Raw genomic sequence first — 25044 nt, forward strand, 5'->3', positions numbered from 1 at the left:
GTGAAAACTGGTCTCCTCATATGTCTCTGGAAACTCCGGTACGGAAACCGAAGCCGATCATTTCCGGCACGAGGTCGTTGTCCGAGCACGTCACGGTCAAGGTCTTCGTGCTGCTGCCGCTGCTGGCCCTCGCCGCGGCGGTGCCCTTCGCCTGGGGTTGGGGGTTGAGCTGGCTGGACATCGGCCTCGGCGCGTTCTTCTTCGTCGTGTCCGGACTCGGCGTCACGGCCGGATACCACCGCTACTTCACGCACGGCTCGTTCAAGACCGGCCGGGCGCTGCGCATCGCACTCGCGATCGCCGGGAACCTCTCCGCCCAGGGGCCGGTCACCACCTGGGTGGCCGACCACCGGCGCCACCATGCCTTCTCCGACCGCGTGGGCGATCCGCACTCCCCGTGGCTGTTCGGTACCAGTCCGAAGGCGCTGGCACGGGGCTTCTGGCACGCCCACATGGGCTGGCTGTTCGAACGTGACGTGACCAACGCCGAACGGTTCGCGCCGGACCTGCTCGCCGACCGCGACATCCGCACCGTCGACCGCCTGTTCCCGCTGTGGGTGGCGCTGACCTTCCTGCTCCCCGGTGTGCTCGGCGGCCTGCTGACCTGGTCGGTCTGGGGCGGGGTGACGGCCTTCTTCTGGGCCGGGTTCGTGCGGGTCGCGCTGCTGCACCACGTGACCTGGTCGGTCAACTCGATCTGCCACATGATCGGGGAGCGTCCCTACGCGAGCCGGGACCGGGCGGCGAACTTCTGGCCGCTGGCGATCTTCTCCTTCGGCGAGGCCTGGCACAACCTGCACCACGCGGACCCGACCTGCGCTCGGCACGGGGTGGGGCGGGGGCAGATCGACATCACCGCCCGGCTGATCTGGATCTTCGAAAGGCTCGGCTGGGTCCGCCAGGTGCGCTGGCCCACACCCGATCGGCTTCAACGGTTGGCGTTCCGGCCGGATCTGTGATGTACTGATGGTGGTCTCAAGCTTTTGTGTTCGTGTTTACCCACGCTCGCAAGACTTAGCGGGCGCAGTGGTTTCCCCTTCGGGAGAGCAAACCGTCTCGTAGTGACCCGGAGCACCGGCACGGTGTTCTCGTTTTGTTTGCTGTATTTGGAGATATCTTTTATGGTTCAGGGCACTGTGAAGTGGTTCAACTCCGAGAAGGGGTTCGGCTTCATCACTCCCGACAACGGTGGTGGCGACGTGTTCGTGCACTACTCGGAGATCCAGGGCAACGGCTTCCGTAGCCTGGAGGAGAACTCGCGCGTGCAGTTCGAGATCGGCCAGGGCCAGAAGGGCCCGCAGGCCACCTCGGTCAGCATCATCTGACACAAGCTTTCGACAAGGAGCCCCCGCCTCGACGAGGCGGGGGCTCCTGCCGTGTCCCGGTAAGGTGTGAGGTGTCGCACAGCATGCCTGTCGGTGTTTTTCCCCCAACGTGATCCCGGCTCGCCGACGGCAACCGGCAAGACACATATCAATAACGCCTTTGTCCGATGCCGGTTCATCTTCCCTGTTCGAGCAGGGAAAGCGCAGGAGTCGATGGCGGTGCCCACGGCGCCTCGGATACCTTCATGCGGGTGGTCTCCGGGCGAGGGGTGGATTTGATGACGAGCACCGCGACGCGGCCTGGGGGGCCGGGCGCACCCGTGACGGAGCAGCCTCCGGCACCGGCGCCCGTCGGCTCGCCTGAGGCTACTCGCACCGGTTTCGCCGGGCTGATCGAGTTGCCGGTCGCCGCGGCCCGCGGCCTGATGCGCTCGGTGCGCACGAGCCCGGGCAGGCTGACCGTGATCGGCAGCGTCCTGGTGCTGCTGACGCTGCTCACCGGCCTGGTCGGCACCGTCATGGTGCAGGGCAAGCAGAGCACCCTCAACGACCTGACCGAGCATCGCGAACCGCTGACAGCCGCCTCTCAGGAGGTGTACCGCTCGCTCTCGGACGCCGACGCCACTGCTGCAAGCGCTTTCCTGGTGACCGGCACGGAGCCGCAGGTCCTGCGTGACCGTTACGACGTGGACATCGCCCGCGCGGGCGCGGCACTGGCCAAGGCCGCGTCGGACGCGGAGGGCGTCGCGGACGCCGCGGCGAAGGTCGACGTGATCAGCCGCAACCTGCCCGTCTACACCGGCAAGATCGAGACGGCGCGCACCAACAACCGGCTGGGCTTCCCGGTCGGCGCCTCCTACCTGCGCGAAGCGTCGAACCTGATGCGGACGACGATCCTGCCCGCCGCGGCGGATCTCTATCGCATCGATACCGCACGACTGGTCGCCGAGCAGGACGACGCCCGGGGCTTCCCCTGGTTCACCACGGTGCTGCTGGTGGTCCTGCTCGCCGCGCTGATCGTGACCCAGGTGTACCTGACCCGGCGCACCAACCGGTTGCTCAACATCGGGCTGGTGGTCGGCACCTGCGCGATGGTGATCGCGCTGCTGTGGGGTTCGGTCGCGCTGATCGTGCAGAGCGTGCTGGTCGGCGGCGGCCGCGACGACGGGAGCCACCCGGTGGACGTGCTCGTCCAGGCGCGCAGCGGTGCCGTGCAGGCCCGCGCCGACGAACTGCTCACGCTGGTCGCCCGGGGCGACGGGGCCAGCTACGAGCAGGACTACAAGTACCTTTCGCCGATCGTCGGTTCTCTGCTCAGGCAGGCCAAGGACGTGATGACCGGGGACGCGGACAAACAGATCGATGTGGCGCTGGCCGCCGTGAACGACTGGCAGGCCGCGCACAAGGACGTCCGCGCCAAGGACGACGGCGGTGACTACGCCACCGCCGTGAAGCAGGCGATGGACGCCTCGCAGGTGAACGGCCCCGCCGCCTCCTTCACCAAACTGGACGAAGCGCTGGTCAAGGCGATCAACATCGGACGGCAGAACTTCCTGACCGAGACCTCGAGCGGAGGTCGGGCGCTGACCCTGCTGGCCCCGGGTGTGGCGGTGCTGTCCGTCGTCGCCGCCGCGGGCGTGACGATCGGTATCCGTGACCGGCTGAGGGAGTACCGGTGAGCACACGAAGAAGGCTCGGCGCCCTGGTCGCGGCGCTCGCCCTGCTGGCCACCGGCTGTGCGGGAGCGGGCATCCCGGTCGACCCGGCGCCGGTCGGGACCGTCGGGCAGCCGCAGCCCGCGAACGTCGGCGGCGCGGACCCGACGAGCAGCGGGCCGAGCTCGGGCGGTTGCGACATGAACAGCCTGCCGCCGAGCTCGTCCATCACGTCCGGCTCCACGATGGCGAAGATCCAGCGCCGCGGCCGCCTGATCGCCGCGGTCGACCAGACCACTTACCTGTTCGGATTCCTCAACCCCGCCAACGGCAATCTCGAAGGGTTCGACATCGAGATCGTCAAGGCCATCGCGACCGCGCTCTTCGGCAGTTGGCAGGGGCACGTCCAGTGGATCACGATTCCCTCTTCGGAGCGGGACAACGTGCTCAAGTCCAATGCCGTGGACATCGTGGTGCGGACCTACAGCATCACCTGTGCCCGCTTGAAGGACGTGAACTTCTCGGCCGCCTACTACCAGGCGGGCCAGCGTGTGCTCGTGCCGAAGGACTCCGGGATCAGGGGGCTCGACGACCTCGGGGGCAAGAAGGTCTGCGCCACCAAGACTTCCACTTCGCTGAGCACCATCGCCAAGGCCGCATCGAAGCCGATCCCGGTGTCGGTGAGCAACTGGTCCGACTGCCTGGTGATGCTGCAGCAGGGCCAGGTGGACGCCATTTCCACCGATGACGTCATTCTGGCCGGGATGGCCAAGCAGGACCCGAACGTCGCCGTGGTCGGCGCCCCGTTCACCAAGGAGCTGTACGGGGTGGGGATCCCGAAGGGCCAGGAGGACATGGTCCGGTTCGTCAACTCGGTGCTGGAGTCGGTGAAGAGCAACGGAACCTGGCAGACGAACTACGACCAGTGGATCGCGCCCGTGCTCGGGCACGCGTCCCCGCCGACCGTTTCCTACAGTGGGGGTTAAGTGATGTCCGAAGAGCCTCGTCGCCCCCGGCACGCCGCGCCGGACAACGAGCCCGTTTCGGGGCAGCTCGACGAGCACCGCGACACGGGGTGGACGCGGTCGCCGAACGAGCTCACGGGCTCGGGACCCGCACCGTCACCGTCGAACCCGCCACCGGCACCTGGGACGGCCTCGCGACCGGCACCGGGCTCGGCACAGGGGGCACCGCCGCCGATGTCCGAGCGCGAGGCCACGCGGTTCATCCGCCCGCCCGCGCCCCCCGCGCCGCCTGCACCTCCCGCGCCCCCCGGACCCCCTGTGCTGTCCGCCCAGGAAGCACGCTCGGGTGCGCGGCCCGGTCCACAGGTTCCGGCGGCACCGCGGCAGCAACCACCGGAACCCCAGCTGACCAGCGTGCTCGCCGCACCGGCACCGCCGACCCAGAGCATCATGCCGCCCGCTCCCCGGGTCTCTCCCGGCAGCGGGGTGGAACTGCCCGATCCCGGCACCGAAAGCGTGCTGCCGGAACGAACCAGCGAGGGCATGCATCCGGGCACGGGGACCGGCACCGGAACGGGCCCCGGGACCGGCACCGGAACGGGCACCGGGGCGCATCCGGGCACCGGGCGGCGCAGCGGCCGCCGCACCTCGCGCCGAGGGCGTCTCGGTGCGGGACTGGTGGAGGTCCCGCCGGTGCCCTACCGCGACCCGGCCTCCGCGGTGCTCGCCAACCCCGTGGTCTCGGAAGAGAAGCGGTACTGCAGCAACTGCTCGGCCAAGGTCGGCCGTGGCGACAGCGGACCCGAGGGTCTGTGCGAGAAGTGCGGTACGCCGTACTCGTTCCTGCCCAAACTCCGCCCGCACGATCTCGTCGGCGGCCAGTACGAAGTGCTCGGCGCGCTCGCCTACGGTGGTCTCGGCTGGATCTACCTCGCACAGGACCACAACGTCAACGACCGCTGGGTCGTCCTCAAAGGACTGATCGACACCGGGGACGCGACCGCGCTCGCCGCCGCGGTGAACGAAACCCGGTTCCTGGCCGAGGTCGAACACCCGAACATCGTCAAGATCTACAACTTCGTGCAGCACCCGGACCCCAAGACCGGGCACTCCGTCGGCTACATCGTGATGGAGTACGTCGGCGGTCAGTCGCTGCGCCAACTCGCGCTGGCGCACTACAAGCAGGCCGGGCGGCCGGAACCGCTGCCGATCGCCCAGGTGATCGCCTACGGACTGGAGATCCTGCCCGCGCTCGGCTACCTGCACAGCCAGGGCCTGCTGTACTGCGACCTCAAACCGGACAACGTGATCCAGACCCACGAGCAGCTCAAGCTGATCGACATGGGTGCGGTGCGGCGCCTCGACGACTACTCGAGCCCGCTGTTCTTCACCACCGGCTACGCCGCCCCGGAACTGGCCACGCACGGCGCCTCCGTGGCGTCGGACCTCTACACCGTGGGTCGCACGCTGGCGGTGCTGAGCTTCGAGTTCAACGGCTACACCACCAAGTACAAGGACACGCTGCCCTCGCCGGACGAGGTGCCGCTGTTCAAGCTTTTCGGTTCCTACCACCGGTTCCTCAAGCGCGCCACCCACCGCGACCCGGACCGCCGGTTCATCACCGCGGAGGACATGGCCGACCAGCTCGCCGGAGTACTGCGCGAGATCATGGCCATGGGGACCGGAAAAGCGCGTCCCGGTGTGTCCACTGTGTTCGGTCCGGAGACCAACACCTTCGGGGTGGACATCGTGGTCCCCGAGCCGGGCAAGCCCGTCCCGCTGCCCGACCCGCTGGAGGTGGTGGCCGGCCTGCCCATTCCGCAGGTGGACACCAGCGACGCGGCGGCCGGTGTGCTGGCCACGACCACAGCGCTCGACCCGCAGGGCGCCATCGACGCGCTGGCGGGAGCGCCCCGGCAGTCCATCGAGGTGCGGTTGCGCATCGTGCGGGCCCGGATCGAGCTGGGCGAACTGGCCGAAGCGAACCGCCAGTTGCAGGCCGCGCAGTACCTGGCCATCCGGGCGGGCTACCCGCACGACTGGCGGATCGACTGGCACCGCGGGCTCATCGAACTCGCCGGCGGGCGGCAGCGGGTCGCCCAGGTGGCCTTCGAAGCGGTGTACGACGATCTGCCCGGCGAGATCGCGCCGAAGCTCGCGCTGGCGGTCAGCGCCGAGGGAGTTCGTGACTATTTCGCAGCCTCCCGGCTCTACGAGCTGGTGTGGCGCACGGATCGTTCGTACGTGAGCGCAGCCTTCGGGCTGGCGCGCGTGTACCTCGCGCAGGGCGCGCGAACCAGCGCGGTCGAGGTGCTCGAGTCGGTGCCGCCGTCGTCCACGCACTACGTGGCGGCACAGGTGGCGGCGATCAAGATCAAGACGCAGGTGACCGGCGACGGCTCGCTGACCGAGGCCGATCTCGCCGAGGCGGGGGCGCGCCTGGAGCGCCTGGTCCTGGACGCGGAACGCCGGACCCGGCTGTCGGCCGAGGTACTGGAAGCGGCGTTCCAGTGGGTCAAGTCCGCCCCGGCGGGGTACCGGACGCCGACCACGGTGCTCGGTTGCACGCTGTCCGAGCGGGACGTGCGTTTCGGCCTGGAGCGGTGTTACCGCACGCTGGCCCGCCTCTCGCACACCGCGGAGGACCGCATCGCGCTGGTCGACCGGGCCAACGCGATCCGTCCCCGCACACTCACCTGAAACCGGCGGTTCGGGCACTTCTGGTGGAAGTGCCCGAACCGCTCGCTACGGGTTGATGTCCCAGTCACCGCGCGGACGGTCGTGGGTGCGGCGGAACTTGTCCAGCGCGTTGGGGTCGCCGTGCGTGGTGAAGTGTTCGAAGCCGACCTCGACGAACAGGGCGCGGGCGCGGACCGCCACCGGGCCGTCCTCCGCACCCAGGTGTCCCTCGGCGCTGGCATAGATCTTGCGTCCGGCCACGCCGTCGAGGCGGGCGGTGATGAACAGGGTCGAACCGACCGGGACCGGCTGGACGAAATCGGTTTCCAGCTTGCCGGTCACCGCGGGCTTGCGCAGCAGGTTTCCCACCGTGGCGCCGAGCGCCTCGTCGAACGCGCAGGCCAGTAGGCCGCCGTGGGCAAGGCCCGGCGCGCCCTGATGGGCCTCGGTGACGGTGAACTGCGAATGCACGTGTGCCTGCTCGCCCACCGTCGACTTCAGGTGCAGGCCGCTGTCCAGTTCGCCGCAGCCGAAGCACTCCTCGTAGTGCATCTCCAGCTTGGTGCCCGGGCCGGGCGCGTCGGGGTGCGTCCCCGGCCGTTCGGTGGCCACCGGGGGCCAGGGCGGCGCCGGCCTGCGCGTCTGAGATGCCTCGCTCATCGGACCAAAGTAACTCGGCCTGCCCGGAATGCCCCGTGCCACCCCGCCTTTGAGGAGACAGAGAGCACGATTGGAAGGAAAATTACCACCAATGGCACGGTGGGCCACTATGGTCACCATCTTGATCGCTGGCACGAAACGCGAGGAGGAGGTCGGGGAGTATGACGGAAGCAGCGGCTCAAGTAGGGGAAATCGACCAGAGAACGGTGAAACGCGCGGTCATCGCCTCCGCGATGGGTAACGCAACAGAATGGTACGACTACGGTGTGTTCACCTCGGGCGCGATCGCCACCACGATCGGCACGGTTTTCTTTCCCGGGGACCACAACGCGGTGCTGAAGTCGCTCGCGCTGGTCGCGATCGGTTTCGTGGTCCGGCCGTTCGGCGGGGCGTTCTTCGGCCCGCTGGGCGACAAGATCGGCCGCCAGCGAGTGCTGGCGATCACCATCCTGCTCATGTCCGGCTGCACCTTCCTGGTCGGCTGCCTCCCGACCTATGCGGGCGGGTACGCGATCGGCGCGGCCGCTCCGGTGCTGGTCCTGCTGCTGAGGCTGGTGCAGGGCTTTTCCACCGGGGGTGAGTACGGCGGGGCGGCAACCTTCATCGCCGAGTACGCGCCGACCCGGCGGCGCGGATTCTTCGGCAGTTTCCTGGAAATCGGCACGCTCATCGGGTATGTGCTGGGCAATTCCGTGGTGCTGCTGGTGACCCTGTCGTTCACCGCCCAGCAGGTGGAAAGCTGGGCGTGGCGGATACCGTTCTTCGTGGCGCTGCCGCTGGGCCTGATCGGTCTGTACCTGCGCTCGAAACTCGAGGACACCCCCGAGTTCCGGCGCCTGGAAAAGGCGGGCGAGAAGGCGGAAAAGGCGCCGCTGAAGGAAACTCTGGTCCGCAACTGGCGGATGATCCTCAACCTGGTCGGCATCGTGCTCCTGCTCAACGTCGCCGACTACATGCTGCTGACGACCATGCCCACGTACTTCACCGACACGTTGCACATCAACGACAACACCGCGACGATGATCGTGATCGGGGTGGAGGTCGTGCAGTTGGCGATCATCGCGCCGCTCGGGGCGCTGTCCGACCGCGTCGGCCGCAAGCCCCTGCTCATCACCGCGGCGGTGGGCTACATCGTGTTGAGCTACCCGTGCATCAAGCTGATGCAGAGCGGCAACATCGCCCTGCTGGTGGTGGGTTTCGGCGTGGTGGCACTGCTGCTGGTGCTGATGCTCGCGGTGATCGGCTCGACGTTCCCGGCCATGTTCCCCACGCGCGTGCGCTACGGCTCCTTCGCCATCGGGTACAACGTGTCGACCTCGCTGTTCGGCGGAACCTGCGGCGTGATCGTCACGGCGTTGATCCACGCCACCGGCAACGGGGACTGGCCCGCGTTCTACCTGATGCTCGCCGCCGGGATCGCGCTGGTCCCGATCCTCCGGATTCCGGAGACCGCGCGGGTGCCGATGGCGCGCATCGAGGTGCAGGGCGTGCCCGAGGCGGCTCGCGCCGAGGCACGTTGACGCGGTGGACCGCGCCCCGCCCGGGCGCGGTCCCTCGCGTTGAGGCGTACCGGCGGTGGCGGCAAGATAGGGGGCACCGCACGGGAGGAGAGCGGCGAATGAGCGACAGGACGGAATCGGCGGGAGTGGCGGAGGCCGCTCGCCTGCTCGACGACATGACCCAGCAGATGACCCCGGTGCCCCCGGTGCTCGACGAAGGGCCGTCCGCGGAACCGGACCGGCCGACCAGGCCTCGGCTATCCGAAGTGGACGGTCACGTGCTCTGAGCGGATCCGCTCAGTGGCCCGGTGGCGCGGCGGCACTGGTCGAGGCCGTAGGCCCGCCCCGCTGGCTCCGCGTCGTCGCGGCTCCAGCGTCGGGCGTCGGCCCGCTGGTCACCCGAGCGGTCTGCTCGATGGTCGAGGGCGGACTGGTGGTCATCGGGACGGGTTTCAATGACACGGGCGCGGCGGGCGGAACCGGCGGCGGCGCGGGCGGACGTCCCGCGGCCACCAGCGCGATCGCGACCACCGCGCCACCGGTCGCCACGGCACTGCCGAACACGGCGAGACGCTTGCGACGGCGCCGGACGAGGTGACCGCGCCGGATGATCCCGGAGGCGTCGATGCCCAGCGGCGGTCCCTGCTCGGCGCCGGTGGACGCCAGCAGCCGGTGGATCTCGGGATCGGACATGGTCACCTCCCCTTCCTGGTGGCGGCTTCGAGGATCTCGTGGAACTGAGGGCCGAGCCGCTGCCGGAGGGCGGCCAGCCCCCGCGCGCTCTGGCTTTTGACGTTCCCGGTCGAACAGCCCAGTTCGGCGGCCGTCTCGTCGACGCTCAAGTCGTGCCAGTACCGCAGAACAAGGACCGCGCGCTGTTTCGGCGGCACCGCCGAGAGCGCTTTCAGCACAAGGAGGCGCTGCTCCGGCCCTCCTGGCTCGGTGCCCGTTTCGGGCAGGGTTTCGGCCGGCTGTTCCCGGCGCCGCCACGGCCGTCGCCGTTCGGCCAGGAAGGTGCGCAGCACTGTCTTACGCGCGTAGGCGTCGAGAGCGTCCCGGTGATCGAGCCGAGGCCAGGCAAGGTAGAGCTTGAGCAGCGCGGCCTGGGTGATGTCTTCGGCGTGATGCCAGTCCCCGCACAGCAGGTAGGCCGTCGCCCGCAGGGAATGTGCCCGCTCGCCGAAGAACCGGGCGAACTCATCGTCCCACGACGAAGTCCGCCCGGACCTACTTCGGTCAGTGGCCACGCGTGCTCGGCTGCGGCATCACGGTCGGCGTTTGGGCCGGGGCTGAGGTCGAGATCGCCGTGCTGGGCATGGGGGCTGGAGCCGAGGTGGAGGGCGTTTGGGCCGGGGCTGAGGTCGAGATCGCCGTGCTCGGCATGGGAGCCGAGGTCGAGGGCTCGGGAGCCTGGGTTCCGCCCGAGGCCGCCAGGGCCGTCCCGGTGACGGCCCCGGCGACGATCACGAAAGCCCCCGCGGCCAGGCCGATCCGCATCCGTGTGCTGAGCACATGTCCTCCCAGAGATGGGGTGTCGCCCGATGCGACACCGTCACGGTGAGACATGCACGGCGATGGCCGCGGGGTTGCATCGAATTTTCAGTGGTTGAGCGCGGACATCTTCGTCCAGTCCGCCCACGAGTACGTCCAGTCCGCGTAGTCGCCGTCCTCGGGCCCCAGCTGCTGGGTGCTGCCGATGATCTCCACCGGGTCGCCGGTGAGCACGCCGTCGTAGTACTGCTTGGCGTTCGCCGGAGACAGGTTCAGGCAGCCGTGCGACACGTTCGCCTTGCCCTGCACGGAGACGGTGCCTGCCAGGCCGTGGATGAACTCGCCGTTGTTGGAGATCCGCACCGCCCACGGCACGTTGACGTCGGTGTAGCCGTAGCGCGGGTTGCTCATCGACTTGATGGTGTACTTCTCCATCGTCACGTGGATGCCGCTGTGCGTGACGCGGCCCGGGTCGGAGTCCAGTCCGTAGCTGACCGGGTAGTCCGCGATCTGCTGGCCGTCCCGGATCACCTGCATGCGGTGGGTGCGCGTGTCACCCTTGACGATCTGCGAGCGGCCGATGGAGAAGGCCGAGGTGATGTCGGACTTGCCGTAGGTGCCGTCGCCCATCTTCACGCCGTACACGTGCGCGGCAACCTTCACCGTGGTGCCGGGCTGGAAGTACTCCTTCGGCCGCCAGTGCACCTGGGTGTCCGACAGCCAGGCCCACGAGCCCTCGGTCTTCGGGGTGGTCTCCACGGTCAGCGCGTGCTCGACGGCGGCCTTGTCGGTGACCTTGCTGCTGAAGGTGAGCGCGATCGGCATCGCGATGCCGTAGGTCTGCCCGTCGCCCACGTTGAGGCTGGCCGAGATCTGGCGCTTCGGCGTGACCGTGGTGAACGAGCCGGACAGGGCCGCGGGCTTGCCGTCGGTACCGGTCGCGGTGCCGGAGAACGTGTAGGTCTTTCCGTAGCCCAGTGGTTCCGTGGCGGTCCAGCTGTGCTTGTCGGCCGCGATCTGGCCGGCGACCTGCTTGCCGTCCGGGTTGGACAGCGACACGTTCTGGATCTCGCCGTCGACGACGCTGACCTTCACCGGGTCGCCGGGTGCGACGTCCGTGGCCCCGGCGGTCGGTTGCGTGGTGAGCTTCGCGGGCGCGACCGCGACCCCTTCGGCCCCGCCGGCGGGTCGCGCGCTGGTGCTGGTGCTGGTCGTGGCCGTCGCGTCGGACCCGCTGCTGCAGCCCGTCAGGCCGAGAACCGCGGCCAGTCCTAACCCGATCAGGGCGGCCGGAATGCGGCGTCCGATGCTCTGTGTGCTCACGTCTGTGCCCCTTCTCCCCATTTGCCCCAGAAGACGCCCGACCAGGGGTAGCCGTTGACACTCGAAGGTGTGATCGAGGTCACACAAGCGATAGGAGGCGGGCGCGATCATCAGCCTATCGGGTAGGTCGGGGTCCAGGGCGGGCCGCTCGTGTACGACGTTCCGGTGACTTCGGCGAAGGGGTCGGCAAAGGGGTTCAGATTTCGCCAGATCCCGGTAGGCTGCCCACTAGGCCGTCGTTTTGCGTGTTAGTGGCTTCACACTCGCGGAACTTCTGACGCGAGCCCTGAGCCGAACACGCTCTTTGCTCGTCTCGTTGGAACCGCCCGGGGCGGCCCGGGTCACCGCCACGGCGGGGCCCGATGCGGATGTAACGAGGAGTAAAGCGGTGGCGCAAGGCACTGTGAAGTGGTTCAACGCCGAGAAGGGCTTTGGTTTCATCGCCCAGGACGGTGGCGAGGGCGACGTCTTCGTCCACTACTCGGAGATCGACGGGCGCGGCTTCCGCACCCTCGAGGAGAACCAGCGAGTCGAGTTCGAGGTCGGCCAGGGCCAGAAGGGCCCGCAGGCCCAGAAGGTGCGCGTCATCTGACGCCCCCTGCCCCATGAACGTCGCAGGCCCCCGGCGGTGATCCGCCGGGGGCCTGTTCTTCTCCGTGGGCCGCTTGGGGCCTGATCAGCTCAGGCTCTTGCCGAAGAAGTGCTGGTCGGTGTCCGCGATGCCGTCGTGGTCGGCGAACTGCCGTCGTTCCGACGAGGCGGCCTGCGCCTCCCAGGAAAGGCGTTCGAGGACCCAGTCCCGGGCGAGCGCCTGCGGGGAGGTGCCGCGTTCCTGCGCGAGGTCGCGCAGCTGGGCGCTGGCGACCAGGTTCATGCGGAGCTGGTAGACCTGCGCCTCGCCGAAGCGCTTGCCCGTGCCCGTGCTTTCCGGGGCGGACTCGGGGGCGAGCGCGGCGAGGTAGCTGGTGAGCTCGTGATCTTCGGCCGCGCCCTCGTCCTCCTTGGCGGGGCCGTTGCGGTGACGGCCGGGGCTGACCGGCTTGAGATCGTTCCGGGTGTTGCCGCGGCGTCCTAAAGAGGGAAGAGGCACCCGGACACGATAACGTTTGGATCTCGCCGCGCCCCCGAATGTGACCCAAGACACGCCTTGAGTGGTTGTGGTGACGGTGCTGGGGCCGACTGACACCCACATGTCGCAATAGCTGGTTCACGAACTGTCATTGCCCCAGGAAAAACGTGATAAGGCAACGCGTTCACCGGACGCAATGGTGGGAAACCGACCAAACTCGGGGTGGGGGTGGAAATGGAGAGGCCCCCGCGCCAGGGGGAGGAACGCGGGGGCCGGAGGGGATCTCCACAGGCGCTGACCGGGGGTGTGTCAGCAGGTCGATTGTTACATGACTTCGGCGCTCAACGCGAGTGCTGACCCCGAAAAAATCACCCTGTCCGTCATTTGATCGTCGTCGGCCGTTCATCCGTGATGGTGGCTGAGCGTGGGCATCCATCACTGTCAGGTTCACTCTGCGGGGGGCTGTGTCGCACTGTTTTGGCTCGCTAGCCTCGCGGCGAAGTCGCTTTGAACGAGCTGTCGATGGAGGAGCTATGAGCGGGTCCGTGGAAGTTCGGCAGTTCCTCCTGCGATACGACGGCGCCGACGCGGGCAGCGGGGGTGTGCCGTCGCAGCGCTCCGGTCAGACGGAGGCTCCGCGCGTGTCCGACGATCAGGTCCGCCGGGCGCGGCTTGCGGTGGCGGCCGGCGCGCTCGACGCCGACGACTGTGCGCTCCTGCTGGACATGCTCGGTCTGATCCCCGACGAGGACGGCGAACTCCCCGCGCAGCGGTGAGAGTTGGCGCCGTTCAGGGGTCCGCCCCCTGGTCGCACCCCTGAACGGCCCGCGCCGCGAACCTACCGGCGGCCTTCGACCTGCAGCAATCGATTTACCTACCCCAGGCCGTCGCCCCTGGTAGCGGCCTCTTCGGCGTCCCCGTCAGAGGGTCGGGCGGGGTCTCAAAAGAGTGACCGGCCACACAGTGGTGGGTTTGGCGCTGAAATGGCCTGCGGGCGGGGGTAGCTTGAGGGCATCTGCGCAGGTGGGAGCCCTGTTCGAGGCTTAAGGGATACCCCCTTTGAACGCCCTGATGGCGTGCCCTATGCTTGTAATCGCTCCCGGGGGGACCTGAGAGCGCGGTCGGTCGGTTCGCCGAAATCGATCGAGCTCCCATCGTCCAGCGGCCTAGGACTCCGCCCTTTCAAGGCGGCAACGCGGGTTCGAATCCCGTTGGGAGTACGCAGTACAAAGCAAGGCCCTGTGGCGCAGTTGGTTAGCGCGTCGCCCTGTCACGGCGAAGGTCGCGGGTTCGAGTCCCGTCAGGGTCGCAACAGCGTCTGGCACGTAGCCGGCGTTTCCGGCCAGGTAGCTCAGTTGGTATGAGCGTCCGCCTGAAAAGCGGAAGGTCGCCGGTTCGACCCCGGCCCTGGCCACTTTGCAGACCAGCACAAACGGCCTCCACCGGCAACGGTGGGGGCCGTTTGGCGTTCCCGGGTGTTCAAACAGGGTCTCAGTTGACCTTCGAGGGCTCTGTTTGTGAGCGCCCTGGTGGATGATGTTTGCCATGCTGCCGGTCCGGATGAACGTGCTCCTGCTCACTGTGAGTGCGGCGCTCATTGCTGCATGCTTGTGGTTGGACACGGTGGCGCGGGAGTGGCTCTCTGAGCACTCGCTGATGTCGAACGTGATCGCCGGCGTTCCGGCGATTCCACTAGGCGCTGTGTTGATCAGTTTGTTTGTTGACCGCTCCGTCTCGCGCGCGCATGAGGTTCAGATGAACCGGCTGCGCGACCAGACTTTGGACCGCATGCGTCCTACTTGGCAGGAGCTGCGCAGCCTCCTTGTGGCGCGTTTCGCGCTCGATGGCAGCCGGCCGTTCTTGGCAGATGTAGAGCGCTGCATACAGCTCTGGGAGGAACTAGCGGTCCAGCCAGACCGGACGATCCTGATGGTTCGAGGTGGTAGTGGAGGAGTTGTCCCTGATGTTGAACTGCCTCAGGACGGTCGGCAAGCTCTCGAGGAACTGGTCGGTCACGCCTTCGCGATGAACCCTGCTGGATACCCGAAACAGCAGAGCCTCCTGCAGGAACGCCTGTTGAGTTACGTCCGACAACTCGAGTCTGTCGGCGATGTTGCCTTGGTGCTTAGTCTCCGGGACCTCGGAGATGCGATCGTTGAACACCGGGACGCGCTTGCCACCCTGGGCAACTACCATGACCCCTTTTCGCTGGTGAGGGAGGTGCCAGCTCGCGCGAGCCTCAGGAACATTGCCGAGACGAGTTTGGGCACGATGCAGCTTGTTCAGCACGTGTTGATTTCCGCGCGGCACCTCCTCGTCACTGGCGACAACCTGCTGGCGACCACGCCCGGCCGATTGGTGGACTCAAGGCGCGAAGGCGTCCTCGAGTCCACCGTCGGCCAGGCAGGTTCTATGGATTCGCCCAGAAGTACCCGTTGAGCTGGTCGGCGACGTCCCGCCGGATCGCGTCTGTCACGTGCATGTAGCGCGCCTTCATCGACACCGTGGACCAGCCCATGAGGTCCATCACCGTCCGGTCAGGCACGCCGAGGACGAGGAGCACGGTGGCCGCGGTGTGCCGGGCGTCGTGCAGGCGCGCCTCTCGGACGCCAGCCTCCGAGAGAAGCACCTTCCACTCGCCGTAGTCCGCCCGCGGATCGAGCGGCTTGCCGTTCGGCTGAGTGAAGATCCAGTCTCCGTCGTGCCACTCGGTGCCGGCGCGCTCGCGCTCAAGCGCTTGCCGCTCCTTGTGCTTCATCAGGAGGTGGAACAGTTCGTCGGGCAGCGGGAAGGTTCGACGGCCAGCCCTCGACTTCACGTCGACCTCGACGAGGCCCCCGCCCGTCCGTTGCGGGCACATCCGGGCGTGTTCCGTGCAGTCCGGCGCGCAGGGCTCCGGGCAGGGCCGGGTGTGCTTATTGCAGGGCTGCTTGCACTTCTCCGCTCGGTGGTAGTCCGACCCGCATGTGTGCGGGTGGGTGCAGCCGTGCTGCCACTTCTGCCGCTGGAGGGCCTTCCTCACCCGAAGTGTCTTCCTCCTCTCGTCGAGGTTGGCCCACTTCATGCCCAGCGCTTCGCCCTGGCGCGCGCCGAGAGCGAGCGCGATGACGTACCGCACGCCGTTGCGTCGGCGAAGCGCGGCCGACAGGAGTCGCTGAATTTCGTCGGCTTCGAGGGGTTCGACCTCCTCCTCTTCCACACGCGGAGCCTTGGCGAGGGCCACCGGGTTGCGCATGATGATCCCGCGCCGTTCAGCCTCACCGAAGGCGGTGCGGGCCGTTCGATGCACTTGGTGCGCGGTACCCGGCTTGAGCTTGGATTCCAGCATCTTCGCGTAGAGCTTCTCGAAGTGGTCCGGCTCGATCCGCTTCATGCGGTGGGCTCCCACGCCGGGAATCAGGTGCCTATGCACGGCGGTTTGGTAGCCGCGCAGTGTCTTGTACCGAACGGTCAGCGGAGCGATGTTCTCCACCCAGTGGCGTAGCCATGCCTCGACGGTCCAGTCACGGCCCTTCCTGCGCACGGTTCCTTGGTCTCGCTCGTTCAGGAGCTTCCGGTATTCCTCGCGTGCGTCATCTTCGCGACGGCGTTTGATGTGGCGTCGGTCCGGCTTTCCGTTGTCCAGCACGCCGACGGTCACCCGTGCGTGCCAGTATCCGTCGTACTCGCTGTAGTAGAGACTCCCCTCGCCGTTCGGGTTGCGCGTTCCTTGCGGGCGCTTGCTGCGAGCCACTGTTTTTCCCCTCTCAGGCGGCGTTGCGGTTGGTGCCAGCGACGAGGCGTGCCGCGTAGTCGCGGATTGCGGAGACGGGCACGCGGCGGAGTCGTCCGATGCGGACCGATTCGATCTGGCCGGCGCGGAGCAGCTTGAACATCAGCGTTCGACCGATACCGAGCTGCTCGGCGGCCTCTTCGGCGGTGAGCATCACGCGCTCCGACAAGGGCCGGACCGGCGGTGGGGTGGTTTCGGTTTCGCGCTCTGCGATGGTGCGGGCGAGCCTGGCCAGGGTGGCGGCCAGTTCGGTGATTTCGGCGGCGGTAGCCATTCGTGATGGGCCTTTCGACGCGGGGCGTGCAGGGGTGATCAGGCGTCTTCGCCGACGACTCGGAGAGGGGGAGCCGTCCCAGCCGTACCAGCCTCGTTTTCGCTGGTCAGGGGCGGTACGGCTTTTCTGCCGGTACGGCTTGAGCCGTACCACGCGTCAAGCCGTACCGGCTCTGAGCTGGGGTTTTGAGGCTGGTACGGCTGGGACGCCTCACCCCCTTCCGGTGTGTCGAGTTCTGGGCAATAGCGGGCCCAGGCGTCGGCGAACTCGGCGCGCTGGTAGCCCTTGGCCTGACCGCTGCCGGGGAAGCGAATGGTCGCCGAGCGAATGCCGTACTCGCGCAGGAGCGTGCCGAGCTTCATGGCGGTGAGCCCGGTCGGCCCGAACTCTCCCCACGGGGATTCCGGCAGGGTCCGCAACCGGTGCAGCAGTTCCGCGGTGGGGAGGGCGAGGTCCTCTCGGAAGGCGGTGCGGCAGTCGATCAGGAGGCGGAGCCGGTCGGATACCTCGCCGGTCTCGTTGTGCTCGCGGGTCATGGCGACTGCGGCCGCCCGGGCCCGGGCGGGCCAGTCACCGCCAGCGTGATCGGCGACTGCCACGAGGGGTTCCCAGGTGTCGGCGGCCCGGTCCTCTACGGGCATCTCGGGTTCGGTGCGTTCGAGGGTGGCGAGGTCGGCGCGGAGCCACTCGGTGAGCTGCGCGGCCAGGGCCCGGAGGGGTTCCCGGTCGCGACGGGACCGGTAGGCGGCAGCCTTCTCCCCTGCCGCGCGGCGGCGCATGTGCACGACGACGGCGCGATCTTCGATGGTGTCGGGCATGGCGCCGATCCCGGCGAGCGCGGCCATGGCAAAGGTGGGGATGGTGACCACGGTTTGCGTGGCAGCGTCGTACCGCAGCGCCGGGCGGCCCCGCTGGTGACCGGCATTGAGCAGGCCACGCAAGTCCTCGTTACCGTCCGCCTTCGGTCCGAAGATCGTGTCCGCCTCGTCGACAAGCAACACCGGCGGGTCCGGCGTGATCGACCGGTACACCGCAGCCGGGCTGGCGTTTACGGTGATCAGCGGGTTGTGACAGGTCGCCTCCACGACGTCGAGCAGGCGGGACTTGCCACAGCGCCGCTCCGGTGCCCGGATCACCAGCCGCGGGGCGTGGGCCCAGGCCGGTTGGGCGTGGGTAGCGGCGATCCAGAGCGTCACGGCGTCGGTGGCCTGCTTGGACGGCATCACGACGTAGCGCGTGAGCGCTTGGTGGAGCTCGGCGAGCAACTCGGCACCCGTCCGCGTGGGTTCGGTGGTCATCAGGCCGCCACCTCCAGGCGCGCCGAGACGCTGTTGGGGTTGCGGGCGGCTTGGTAGCGGGACCACAAGTCGTCCACTGCAGTGGTGTCGTCGAGCAGTTCGTGCAACTCGCCGGTTGCGGACTCGCTGGCGGCTTGGAGCAGTCGGTGCGCGTGTTCGGCCACGGCGCGGCGCCAGGCGGCTTTGAGCACGACCGCCTTGAGGTAGGCAGCGTGTTCGACAGGAGCGGCCGGAGCAGCCTGGTACACGTCCGCCAGCCAGAGCGCGACCTCGCGCAGCCGCGAGGCCCGCGGTCGTTCGGCGATCTCCTGGGCGTGCTCGAACAACACGACGGGCGCGGGTCGCTGGTCGTTCGCCACGGCCCGGATCGCGAGGTGGAGCACGAACGAGGCCGTGGGGTCGGCGAGATCGCCGGGGCACATGCCGGTGAGCACGCGGCGGGCGTGGGTGAGCGGGAGTTGCATGAGGCAGCCGAGGAACTGGCGTTCCGGGTCGAGCAGAGCGGAAGTCATCGCTTGGTCCTTCGCGGAGGTTCAGTGGTTGTCGTTGCGCCGTTGGGTGTCGCGGTAGCGGCGGTGGGCGCGGTGGAGGGCGTTGTAGGCGCGGCGGCCGAGGCGGAGGGTGCGGCCGGTGCCGCCGCAGCGGTGGCAGAGCCGGAGGGCGCGGATGAACCGGGACCGGAACTGGCCCGCTCCGCCGCAGGAGCGACAGGGCTTGTACGGGTAGACCGCACACGACCAGACGTAGCAGAGAGTGACGATCAGGAGCGCGAGAATGAAGGTGGCGGTGGGGTGGTCGAGGGGGTGCACAGGGTGCCTCCAGGAGGGTTTTAGGGCGCGAGGGGGCGACGCCTCTAGGTGCTAGGGCGCTGGTGGAGAGTGTTGGGGGTGTCTAGGGAGGGCTCTAGGCCTAGCGACAGCAGGCTCTAGACCTAGAGCCCCGCACGGGTGTTAGCCGTGTCCCCGTTGTTGGTCACGTTCGGTGAGTGCCTGGGCGATCCAGTCGCGTTTCACGCCCATGCGGTTGGCGCCTTTGCCGGTGGCGGGGTCGGTGCCCCACACCTGTTTCGTGGAGATCCCGAACGGCTTGAGCGCACTGGCGAGCTGGGTGGCCTTCGCACTGCCGGTCGGCAGATCAGCCCACGGGCCGTAGATGGCCGGGCGGAGTTCGGCGAGCCGGTCCACGATGGCTTCCGACCATGCCTTGTCCGCATCGCCGATCGCGGCCAACACATCCGTGAGCAGCGTGCTGCCGTCGTCTTCGTCGGGGGTGAGGTCCAGTCCGGCGGCGTAGCCGGTCAGGCGCCCGACAGCGACGCGGGTGGTGCGGGCGCGTGCCGCGAGCTGTTCGGCGTCGGGGCCGTCGAGGTAGACGCTGCGGGTGATGCGTGGCTCGTCGCCTTCGCCGACGAGGTAGCCGATGCCCTTGTCGCGGAAGGAGAGGGTGGTGGCGCGGATGCCGTTGCGGTACGAGGAGGTGCCGAGCACCATGTCGTTGGCCTGCTGCCCGGTGACCTTGAGGCAGAACCGCAACACCGCATTGTCGGAGATCGCGGTGGGGATGGAGCGGGCGTCGGGGCGTTGGGTGGCCAGGAGGGTGACGAATCCCAGGGCGGGGCCGCGTTTGACCAGGTCGGTCACGATCTCCTCGATCTCGGCACCGTGGTCGGGGTGTTCGAACCATTTCTGGCACTCGTCCACCCCCAGCACGACCGGGTGCAACCCGAGCGACTTCTTACCGGCCAACTCGGGGGTGACCTTGTTTTCCGGGCACAGATCCTTCGGTAGTTCCCGGATCACCTTGGCCCGCCGCCGCAACTCGCCCGCCAGGGCGCGGAGGTCGGCCAGGGCGTAGGCGATGTCGTCGGGTTCGTCTCCTGCGCGGTAGCGGTGGGAGATGGGTGCGAGGGGGGAGAGGTCGCCGGTGCCTTTGAGGTCGTAGCAGTGCAACTCGGCGCGCGCATCCATCCCCGCGATCAGCAAGAGTTCGCGCAGGGTGAAGGTTTTGCCCATGCGGGGGACGGCGCCGATGACCATGGAGACGAACATCAAGGTGATGTCCACCCACCGGCCCCGCTGGTCGGTGCCGAACGGCTGCGGCCGGAACAGGTCGACGGTTCCGGTTTTGCGCAGGGGCCAGGTGGGTTGGCGGGACTTGGACATGTCCTGATCCCCCACCCACAGCACCAACCGGCCGGGGTGGATTTCGGCGTTGCCCTCCGGCCACACACAGCCGAGGGGGCGGCCGAGGGCGGAGGCGAGCTTCGCGCGGCGTTCGATGACCTCCGCGACCGTCACCCCGGGCGGCAGGTCGACATCGGCTCGCCAGCCGGGACCGTCCCGCGTGATGGGGGCGGGGAACCCGATCGCGTCGGGGTTTTTCGCCAACGCCTGGTTGATTCCGGCGATCCCGAGCACGGACAGGGCCTGGACGACGCTGTCACTGGTGAGCTTCTGCACCTTCCCGGACAACACCGCCCGCGACGCGATCACCGGCTTGTCCTTCGGCGAGCCGAGCTTGCCCAGCAACCCGACCGCCAGCACCGCGCAGGACCACAGCACCCACTCGGGCAGCACGTGCGGCAGGACGAGGAACGCGACCAGGCCCAGGGCGGCGACGAGGCCAAGTTGGATCCAGCGCAACTGCACGCGCCGGTCCCGCTGCTGCGACAACTTCAAGTACAGCTCGGCCTTGTCGCCCGTCGCGGTCTCCGAGCGGGCGGGGCGTCCTTCGGCGTCGGTCACCCACCGACCGGTCGCGACGGCCAGGAGCAGCAGGCCCCTGGGGGAGCGGACCGCCAGGCGGAGTGCGTAGAGGGGGGAGCGGGCCAGGTGGTAGCCCGCCTTGTGGGCGTAGTGTCGGGCCACCCACTTCCCCGCCTCCTTCGCCTCGGACAGTGAGGTGAGGTAGCTGGGGAGGATCGGTTGCCGCTGCTGGGAACGCAACCGCTCCAGCCAAGTCGAGCCATCCACGGCAGGGGTGTCCACCGGGACCGGGGTGTGGTCGTCGACCAGCTCGGCGTCGAGAATCTCGGGCGGGTTGGTGGTGGGGAAGGCGATCACCTTGCCGCCTTCCCCAGGGGTGGGGTTCATCAGGCGGTCACCTCCGCATCGCTGGTGTTGGCCAGTAGGTGTGCGAGTGCGGCACCGGAGCCGAGCACGACCACGGGCAGGCAGGACACGAGGGTGGTGATCGGCCACGGCGCGATCGTGACCGCGGCCGCCGCCATGAGGTGGTAGGCGATCTGCCCGGCCATGCCCAGGCCGAGGGAGGCGAACGCGGACCACTTCGCGAACTCCCGGGCCCGCCCGGACCGGGTCGAACCGGACAGCCACACCCGCAGGGCGAACGCGGCATAGGCCTCGACCCCAATCGGCAGCGTGATCGCCGAGTTGAACGAGAGGTCATCCCAGATCCCGGGGAGGAGCTGGATCGGTCCGAACCCGGTCAAGCGACCCAGGCCGACCCAGCCGCCCCAGATCGCCACGAACGCCGGCAACGCCAACAGCACCACCGGCCACACCCTCACCGGTTCCGGATTCGGCACCGGGTCTGCGGCGGGCGTGACCTGCGCTTCCGTCTCCTCCGCCGCAGGCTCGGTCTCCACCTCCGGGTCCGGTTCGGAAGTGGGTTCCGGGACTGCGTGCAACGCCCGCGGCGGCGGGGGTGTCGGGTTCTCGTCAGTGAGTGCGGCCAAGATGGCTCGCGCCTTGGGTGCGCCCACCTTGAACTCGGCCATGATCCGGTTCCGGGACGGGACCGCACCCAGGTCCGCCACCCACGCCCGGACCCGGGGCAACAGAGCAGCCACGGACGGCGGATAAGCGCTTCCAGTACTCGTGGGCATGTTCAGCCCTACCATTGGTGTTCTCCTGGCTTGTTTCGTGCTGGTTGGGAGAAACCCGTTCCGGCGAGTGGTTCTTGGCGGTTCCGTGCGCCGGACCGGGGCAAACTCAAGCCGCGGCGTCGTTGTCGGTGCTGGTTGAACTCGCGCGGACCGACCGCAAGGCAGCGTTGATCGTTTGGCGGCTGATTCGACGGATGTGCCGGTGCTCGGCCACCCGGTCGAATGCCGGTGCCACCGTCGTGTCGACTTCGGGCAGGCCGTGATCAGGGCCGAAGTACTCGGTGAGCAGTGCGTCAATGTCCGACTCGTACAGGCCGTCCGGTGCGTAACTGAGCGGCGGAACGAGGTCATCCATGAGATGGACTCCAAGATGTCGGTGGATCTCGTGCGGTAGGAGAGGCCGGTTCCCGGCCGAGACACAACGTAGAAGTTGTCTATCAACTCTGTCAATAGAGCTGCTTGAACTAACTTAACTGAGTTGCTTGCCCTACCCTTGTGGGTATGGCTTCCTTCGACCCGGATGACCCGCGCGCGCCTTACCTGCAAGTGGCCGGTGGTCTGCGGGCCGCGATCCAGTCGGGGGAGTACGCCCCAGGTGCTCAACTGCCCAGTTACCAGGAACTCGCCGACTCCTGGGGTGTCGCCATCAACACGGCGAAGAGCGCGGTGACCTTGCTGCGGGACGAGGGCCTGGTGGTCACCCGACATGGCAAGGGCTCGTTCGTGCGCACTCAACCGGCCGAGGCCGAGACTGCTGGTCGCCAGTCCGGAGGTGATGAGCGCGTCTGGCAGGCCATCGCCGAGATCCGCCGTCGCTTGACCGAGATCGAACGTCGTCTGGACCATAGCTAGCCGAACAGGGCTCGGAAGAAGGCCACGAGGCCGTCGATCACGGTGCCCAAACCCCGCACCCACCGCGCGGCGTCCGTTGGGTACTTGATCACGAGTACGACCACCGCGATCAACGTGAGCAGGCCGAGCAGCTTCGGCAGCAGCCCGCCGCCAGTGTTCATCACGGGGTAGGGGTTCTTCGCCATTTCCGTTTCCTTTCGAGTCAGCGACCGCCTTGTGCGGCTGTCCGAAGCGGTGATCCGGTCCGGTGTTGTCGCTCATGCGGTTAGGAAACCGGTGAAGCGGTGGGGTGCGGCAGCGTGCGCCGGGGGGTGCATTTGTGCACCAGGGGGTGCACGGGGGGTGCTTTAATGACCACGGAGGTATGCGTGGTCGACACTGAGAAGCAGCCGAACACGCTCCTAGCTGGGGTTATGAAGCAGGCGGGGGCGAGTAACAAGGGGTTGGCCCGCCGGGTGCGCCTACTCAGCGAATCCGACGGCGGCGAGCCTGTGCGGTGCGACCACGTGTCGGTCAAACGCTGGCTCGACGGCACCAAACCGCACACGCGAACCTGTCAGTTGATCGCCAAGGTCCTCGGTGAACTGCTCGGCCAAGTCGTCACGCTCGACGAGATCGGATTTGCCGATTCCGGAGAGGTGAGTTCGGGGCAGGGCGAGGGGCAGACCGACGAACTCATTGAGCACGGCGTCGAGTACCCAGAGCAGACTGACACGGCCGTGCGCTTGCTGGACACGCTCGCCGCCCGGGATCTCAACGACGCTGCGATCGTCGCGGGTGCGGGCTGGAGCAGCGAGGCGGCCCCGCAGATCATCACGGGCTACCTGTTCGCCGAACCTCTCACACTGACCATCTCGGAGGACTTCGAGTCCCTTCGCGGCTTCGCGCTCGCCGAACGCATCCGGGACACAACGGCCACCTTCATGAAGATGGACTTCCAGTGGGGTGGTGGTTACGTCCGGAGGATGCTCTTGCAGTTCTTCCGCGACCAGGTGGTGCCCGAACTCCGGAAGATGAGGTTCACCCCGGGTAGTGGACACCGAGTTAGCAGGACCAGTGGTCCTGTTGAAAGGATGTCCTCATGCCTCCTCACAAGCGCCGTTCGTACACGGCCGAGTACAAGGTCGAGGCTGCTCACCGTGTGATCGATTCCGGCCGTACGATCTCCGAGGTCGCTCGCGAGCTGGGAATCGACGCGGGCATGTTGAGTGTCTGGGTCAAAGACGAACGACGCCGGATCACCGCGGCCGAGGTCCACGGGGACAAACCCCTGGAGGCCGCCGAGCGGGCCGAGTTGCTGCGCCTGCGCGGGCAGGTGGCCGAGCTGGAGAAGGACAACGCGTTCCTGGTAAAAGCCTCGGCGTACTTTGCCGCGATGCAGAAGAACCGGCCCGGTTCGCTCTGATGGCCAAGTACGCCGGCCCCGACGAGTTCGCCGCCGCCGCCACCACCGCTTCGCCGCCGAACGCCCGGTTCTCGGTCCGCCGCATGGCGCGACTGCTGGGCGTGTCGACGTCGGGCTACTACGCCCACGTCAAGCGTGTTGCGGCAACGGTGCTTACACCGCGGCAGCAACGCCGAGCCGACCTGGAGGTGAAGATCACCCAGGCGCACACAGAGTCGCGTGGAACCTACGGGTCGCCGCGGATCACTGCCGAACTGCGTGACCAAGGCGAGGTGGTCACCGCGAAGACCGTCGCCAAGATCATGGCCTCGATCGGGCTCGAGGGCATCAGCCCGCGCACGTTCAAGGTGAAGACGACGGTGGTCGATCCGACCGCGTCGTTCCCGCCGGATCTGGTCGACCGGCACTTCGACCGGGACCGGCCCGACGCGGTCTGGCTCACCGACATCACGTATCTGACGTGTGGTGAGGGCGAGATGTTCCTGTGCGCGATCCGGGACGGACATTCCCGGAAAGTGTTGGGCTACAGCGTGTCCGAACACATCGGTGCCGCGATGGTCACCGATGCCATCGATGCCGCAGTGGCCGCCCGTGGCGCCAGATGTCGTGGCACCATCCTGCATTCCGACCGCGGCGGGGAATACACGGCGCACCTGACAGCCGCAGCGTGTTTCCGGCACGGGCTGCGCCGGTCGATGGGCGCGACCGGGATCTGCTGGGACAACAGCCCGGCGGAATCGTTCTGGTCGACGTTCAAACACGAGCACTACTACCGGCACACGTACGCCACGAAGACAGAACTCGTTGCCGCGATTGACAAATGGATCAGTTTCTACAACAGTACACGGCGGCACTCCGCGATCGGGATGATCAGCCCCGACAACTTCGAGCAATCACTCCGAACGGCTGCCTGAACCCTTGTAAGCCCCT

Annotated in this window: 28 protein-coding genes and 3 tRNA genes; 17 read left to right on the forward strand and 14 right to left on the reverse strand. The window is 67.9% G+C overall.

Going from position 1 to position 25044, the window contains the following annotated elements; all coding sequences use genetic code 11:
* Positions 1-20: 20 nt before the first annotated feature.
* The 5 genes from ORV05_RS34600 to ORV05_RS34620 all read left to right on the forward strand — a co-directional run bounded on the left by ORV05_RS34600 (position 21) and on the right by ORV05_RS34620 (position 6645).
* A complete protein-coding gene (locus ORV05_RS34600; RefSeq protein ID WP_268756075.1) occupies positions 21-959 on the forward strand; it encodes an acyl-CoA desaturase in 939 nt (312 codons plus the stop codon).
* A gap of 162 nt (positions 960-1121) precedes the next feature.
* A complete protein-coding gene (locus tag ORV05_RS34605; RefSeq protein WP_268756076.1) occupies positions 1122-1325 on the forward strand; it encodes a cold-shock protein in 204 nt (67 codons plus the stop codon).
* Between the two features lie 278 nt (positions 1326-1603).
* Positions 1604-3004 carry a hypothetical protein gene (locus ORV05_RS34610; protein ID WP_268756077.1) on the forward strand — a complete coding sequence of 467 codons (1401 nt, stop codon included), beginning with the start codon at positions 1604-1606 and terminating at the stop codon, positions 3002-3004.
* Positions 3001-3966 carry a glutamate ABC transporter substrate-binding protein gene (locus ORV05_RS34615; protein ID WP_268756078.1) on the forward strand — a complete coding sequence of 322 codons (966 nt, stop codon included), beginning with the start codon at positions 3001-3003 and terminating at the stop codon, positions 3964-3966. The genes ORV05_RS34610 and ORV05_RS34615 overlap by 4 nt, the downstream gene beginning before the upstream one ends.
* 3 nt (positions 3967-3969) lie before the next feature.
* Positions 3970-6645, forward strand: coding sequence for a serine/threonine-protein kinase (locus ORV05_RS34620; protein WP_268756079.1), 2676 nt, complete (start codon positions 3970-3972; stop codon positions 6643-6645).
* Positions 6646-6690: 45 nt separating this feature from the next.
* Here ORV05_RS34620 and ORV05_RS34625 read toward each other — a convergent pair whose 3' ends face one another.
* Positions 6691-7284 (reverse strand): PaaI family thioesterase, encoded by a 594-nt coding sequence (locus ORV05_RS34625; protein ID WP_268756080.1) that lies wholly within the window; start codon positions 7282-7284, stop codon positions 6691-6693.
* A gap of 233 nt (positions 7285-7517) precedes the next feature.
* Here ORV05_RS34625 and ORV05_RS34630 point away from each other — a divergent pair, with 233 nt between their 5' ends.
* A complete protein-coding gene (locus ORV05_RS34630; RefSeq protein ID WP_268756081.1) occupies positions 7518-8804 on the forward strand; it encodes an MFS transporter in 1287 nt (428 codons plus the stop codon).
* A 98-nt stretch (positions 8805-8902) separates the two neighbouring features.
* Positions 8903-9070: a hypothetical protein gene (locus ORV05_RS34635; RefSeq protein WP_268756082.1), complete on the forward strand. Its 168-nt coding sequence runs from the start codon at positions 8903-8905 to the stop codon at positions 9068-9070.
* 10 nt (positions 9071-9080) lie between these two features.
* Here the strand turns inward: ORV05_RS34635 and ORV05_RS34640 are convergent, their stop codons facing one another.
* From ORV05_RS34640 to ORV05_RS34650, 3 genes are all read right to left on the reverse strand, one after another.
* Positions 9081-9476, reverse strand: coding sequence for a hypothetical protein (locus ORV05_RS34640; RefSeq protein ID WP_268756083.1), 396 nt, complete (start codon positions 9474-9476; stop codon positions 9081-9083).
* Positions 9477-9478: 2 nt separating this feature from the next.
* Complete coding sequence (locus ORV05_RS34645) at positions 9479-10030, reverse strand: SigE family RNA polymerase sigma factor (protein WP_268756084.1); 552 nt, start codon at positions 10028-10030, stop codon at positions 9479-9481.
* 352 nt (positions 10031-10382) lie between these two features.
* Positions 10383-11618, reverse strand: coding sequence for a L,D-transpeptidase (locus tag ORV05_RS34650; protein WP_268756085.1), 1236 nt, complete (start codon positions 11616-11618; stop codon positions 10383-10385).
* 367 nt (positions 11619-11985) lie between these two features.
* Between ORV05_RS34650 and ORV05_RS34655 the strand changes: the two genes are divergently transcribed.
* Positions 11986-12189 (forward strand): cold-shock protein, encoded by a 204-nt coding sequence (locus ORV05_RS34655; protein WP_027941311.1) that lies wholly within the window; start codon positions 11986-11988, stop codon positions 12187-12189.
* Positions 12190-12273: 84 nt separating this feature from the next.
* Here the strand turns inward: ORV05_RS34655 and ORV05_RS34660 are convergent, their stop codons facing one another.
* Positions 12274-12687 (reverse strand): hypothetical protein, encoded by a 414-nt coding sequence (locus ORV05_RS34660; protein ID WP_144593232.1) that lies wholly within the window; start codon positions 12685-12687, stop codon positions 12274-12276.
* 512 nt (positions 12688-13199) lie between these two features.
* On the opposite strand from ORV05_RS34660, the gene ORV05_RS34665 reads away from it, so the two are divergent.
* From ORV05_RS34665 to ORV05_RS34685, 5 genes are all read left to right on the forward strand, one after another.
* A complete protein-coding gene (locus ORV05_RS34665; protein WP_268756086.1) occupies positions 13200-13442 on the forward strand; it encodes a hypothetical protein in 243 nt (80 codons plus the stop codon).
* A gap of 371 nt (positions 13443-13813) precedes the next feature.
* Positions 13814-13886: transfer RNA gene (locus ORV05_RS34670), tRNA-Glu, on the forward strand.
* Between the two features lie 15 nt (positions 13887-13901).
* A tRNA-Asp gene (locus tag ORV05_RS34675) sits at positions 13902-13975 on the forward strand.
* A gap of 31 nt (positions 13976-14006) precedes the next feature.
* Positions 14007-14080 (forward strand) — tRNA-Phe (locus ORV05_RS34680).
* A 131-nt stretch (positions 14081-14211) separates the two neighbouring features.
* Positions 14212-15105, forward strand: a complete 894-nt coding sequence (locus tag ORV05_RS34685) for a hypothetical protein (RefSeq protein WP_268756087.1) — start codon at positions 14212-14214, stop codon at positions 15103-15105.
* Here ORV05_RS34685 and ORV05_RS34690 read toward each other — a convergent pair.
* The 8 genes from ORV05_RS34690 to ORV05_RS34725 all read right to left on the reverse strand — a co-directional run bounded on the left by ORV05_RS34690 (position 15077) and on the right by ORV05_RS34725 (position 22212).
* Positions 15077-16399 carry a tyrosine-type recombinase/integrase gene (locus ORV05_RS34690; RefSeq protein WP_268756088.1) on the reverse strand — a complete coding sequence of 441 codons (1323 nt, stop codon included), beginning with the start codon at positions 16397-16399 and terminating at the stop codon, positions 15077-15079. The two genes, ORV05_RS34685 and ORV05_RS34690, sit on opposite strands and share 29 nt — an antisense overlap.
* Positions 16400-16412: 13 nt before the next feature.
* Positions 16413-16712 carry a helix-turn-helix domain-containing protein gene (locus ORV05_RS34695; RefSeq protein ID WP_268756089.1) on the reverse strand — a complete coding sequence of 100 codons (300 nt, stop codon included), beginning with the start codon at positions 16710-16712 and terminating at the stop codon, positions 16413-16415.
* Positions 16713-16750: 38 nt separating this feature from the next.
* Positions 16751-18010: a DUF3631 domain-containing protein gene (locus ORV05_RS34700; protein WP_268756090.1), complete on the reverse strand. Its 1260-nt coding sequence runs from the start codon at positions 18008-18010 to the stop codon at positions 16751-16753.
* Positions 18010-18522, reverse strand: a complete 513-nt coding sequence (locus ORV05_RS34705) for a hypothetical protein (protein WP_268756091.1) — start codon at positions 18520-18522, stop codon at positions 18010-18012. The genes ORV05_RS34700 and ORV05_RS34705 overlap by 1 nt, the downstream gene beginning before the upstream one ends.
* 21 nt (positions 18523-18543) lie before the next feature.
* Positions 18544-18819 carry a hypothetical protein gene (locus tag ORV05_RS34710; protein ID WP_268756092.1) on the reverse strand — a complete coding sequence of 92 codons (276 nt, stop codon included), beginning with the start codon at positions 18817-18819 and terminating at the stop codon, positions 18544-18546.
* Between the two features lie 141 nt (positions 18820-18960).
* Positions 18961-21102 (reverse strand): FtsK/SpoIIIE domain-containing protein, encoded by a 2142-nt coding sequence (locus tag ORV05_RS34715; RefSeq protein WP_268756093.1) that lies wholly within the window; start codon positions 21100-21102, stop codon positions 18961-18963.
* Complete coding sequence (locus ORV05_RS34720; RefSeq protein ID WP_268756094.1) at positions 21102-21821, reverse strand: ABC transporter permease; 720 nt, start codon at positions 21819-21821, stop codon at positions 21102-21104. Before ORV05_RS34720 ends, ORV05_RS34715 begins: the two co-directional genes overlap by 1 nt.
* A 142-nt stretch (positions 21822-21963) precedes the next feature.
* Positions 21964-22212 carry a hypothetical protein gene (locus ORV05_RS34725; protein WP_268756095.1) on the reverse strand — a complete coding sequence of 83 codons (249 nt, stop codon included), beginning with the start codon at positions 22210-22212 and terminating at the stop codon, positions 21964-21966.
* Positions 22213-22358: 146 nt separating this feature from the next.
* Here ORV05_RS34725 and ORV05_RS34730 point away from each other — a divergent pair, with 146 nt between their 5' ends.
* Positions 22359-22709, forward strand: coding sequence for a GntR family transcriptional regulator (locus tag ORV05_RS34730; protein ID WP_268756096.1), 351 nt, complete (start codon positions 22359-22361; stop codon positions 22707-22709).
* Here ORV05_RS34730 and ORV05_RS34735 read toward each other — a convergent pair.
* Positions 22706-22894, reverse strand: coding sequence for a hypothetical protein (locus ORV05_RS34735; RefSeq protein WP_268756097.1), 189 nt, complete (start codon positions 22892-22894; stop codon positions 22706-22708). The two genes, ORV05_RS34730 and ORV05_RS34735, sit on opposite strands and share 4 nt — an antisense overlap.
* Before the next feature lie 183 nt (positions 22895-23077).
* Between ORV05_RS34735 and ORV05_RS34740 the strand changes: the two genes are divergently transcribed.
* The 3 genes from ORV05_RS34740 (at position 23078) to ORV05_RS34750 (ending at position 25028) form a co-directional block, all read left to right on the forward strand.
* Positions 23078-23854 (forward strand): hypothetical protein, encoded by a 777-nt coding sequence (locus tag ORV05_RS34740; RefSeq protein ID WP_268756098.1) that lies wholly within the window; start codon positions 23078-23080, stop codon positions 23852-23854.
* Entirely contained in the window at positions 23851-24114 is a 264-nt protein-coding gene (locus tag ORV05_RS34745; protein WP_268756099.1) for a transposase, read from the forward strand. Before ORV05_RS34740 ends, ORV05_RS34745 begins: the two co-directional genes overlap by 4 nt.
* An 83-nt stretch (positions 24115-24197) precedes the next feature.
* On the forward strand, positions 24198-25028 hold the full coding sequence (locus ORV05_RS34750; RefSeq protein ID WP_268756100.1) for an IS3 family transposase: 831 nt from the start codon (positions 24198-24200) through the stop codon (positions 25026-25028).
* The last annotated feature ends 16 nt before the right edge of the window (positions 25029-25044 follow it).

Source organism: Amycolatopsis cynarae (genome assembly GCF_026802195.1).
Classification (GTDB): Bacteria; Actinomycetota; Actinomycetes; order Mycobacteriales; family Pseudonocardiaceae; genus Amycolatopsis_E; species Amycolatopsis_E rhizosphaerae.

Coding starts and splice junctions, on each gene's coding strand:
- ORV05_RS34600 (WP_268756075.1), top strand. CDS start 21: ATGTCTCTGGAAACTCCGGTACGGAAACCGAAGCCGATCATTTCCGGC.
- ORV05_RS34605 (WP_268756076.1), top strand. CDS start 1,122: ATGGTTCAGGGCACTGTGAAGTGGTTCAACTCCGAGAAGGGGTTCGGC.
- ORV05_RS34610 (WP_268756077.1), top strand. CDS start 1,604: ATGACGAGCACCGCGACGCGGCCTGGGGGGCCGGGCGCACCCGTGACG.
- ORV05_RS34620 (WP_268756079.1), top strand. CDS start 3,970: ATGTCCGAAGAGCCTCGTCGCCCCCGGCACGCCGCGCCGGACAACGAG.
- ORV05_RS34625 (WP_268756080.1), bottom strand. CDS start 7,284: ATGAGCGAGGCATCTCAGACGCGCAGGCCGGCGCCGCCCTGGCCCCCG.
- ORV05_RS34630 (WP_268756081.1), top strand. CDS start 7,518: ATGGGTAACGCAACAGAATGGTACGACTACGGTGTGTTCACCTCGGGC.
- ORV05_RS34635 (WP_268756082.1), top strand. CDS start 8,903: ATGAGCGACAGGACGGAATCGGCGGGAGTGGCGGAGGCCGCTCGCCTG.
- ORV05_RS34640 (WP_268756083.1), bottom strand. CDS start 9,476: ATGTCCGATCCCGAGATCCACCGGCTGCTGGCGTCCACCGGCGCCGAG.
- ORV05_RS34650 (WP_268756085.1), bottom strand. CDS start 11,618: ATGGGGAGAAGGGGCACAGACGTGAGCACACAGAGCATCGGACGCCGC.
- ORV05_RS34665 (WP_268756086.1), top strand. CDS start 13,200: ATGAGCGGGTCCGTGGAAGTTCGGCAGTTCCTCCTGCGATACGACGGC.
- ORV05_RS34685 (WP_268756087.1), top strand. CDS start 14,212: ATGCTGCCGGTCCGGATGAACGTGCTCCTGCTCACTGTGAGTGCGGCG.
- ORV05_RS34695 (WP_268756089.1), bottom strand. CDS start 16,712: ATGGCTACCGCCGCCGAAATCACCGAACTGGCCGCCACCCTGGCCAGG.
- ORV05_RS34700 (WP_268756090.1), bottom strand. CDS start 18,010: ATGACCACCGAACCCACGCGGACGGGTGCCGAGTTGCTCGCCGAGCTC.
- ORV05_RS34705 (WP_268756091.1), bottom strand. CDS start 18,522: ATGACTTCCGCTCTGCTCGACCCGGAACGCCAGTTCCTCGGCTGCCTC.
- ORV05_RS34715 (WP_268756093.1), bottom strand. CDS start 21,102: ATGAACCCCACCCCTGGGGAAGGCGGCAAGGTGATCGCCTTCCCCACC.
- ORV05_RS34725 (WP_268756095.1), bottom strand. CDS start 22,212: ATGGATGACCTCGTTCCGCCGCTCAGTTACGCACCGGACGGCCTGTAC.
- ORV05_RS34730 (WP_268756096.1), top strand. CDS start 22,359: ATGGCTTCCTTCGACCCGGATGACCCGCGCGCGCCTTACCTGCAAGTG.
- ORV05_RS34735 (WP_268756097.1), bottom strand. CDS start 22,894: ATGGCGAAGAACCCCTACCCCGTGATGAACACTGGCGGCGGGCTGCTG.
- ORV05_RS34750 (WP_268756100.1), top strand. CDS start 24,198: ATGGCGCGACTGCTGGGCGTGTCGACGTCGGGCTACTACGCCCACGTC.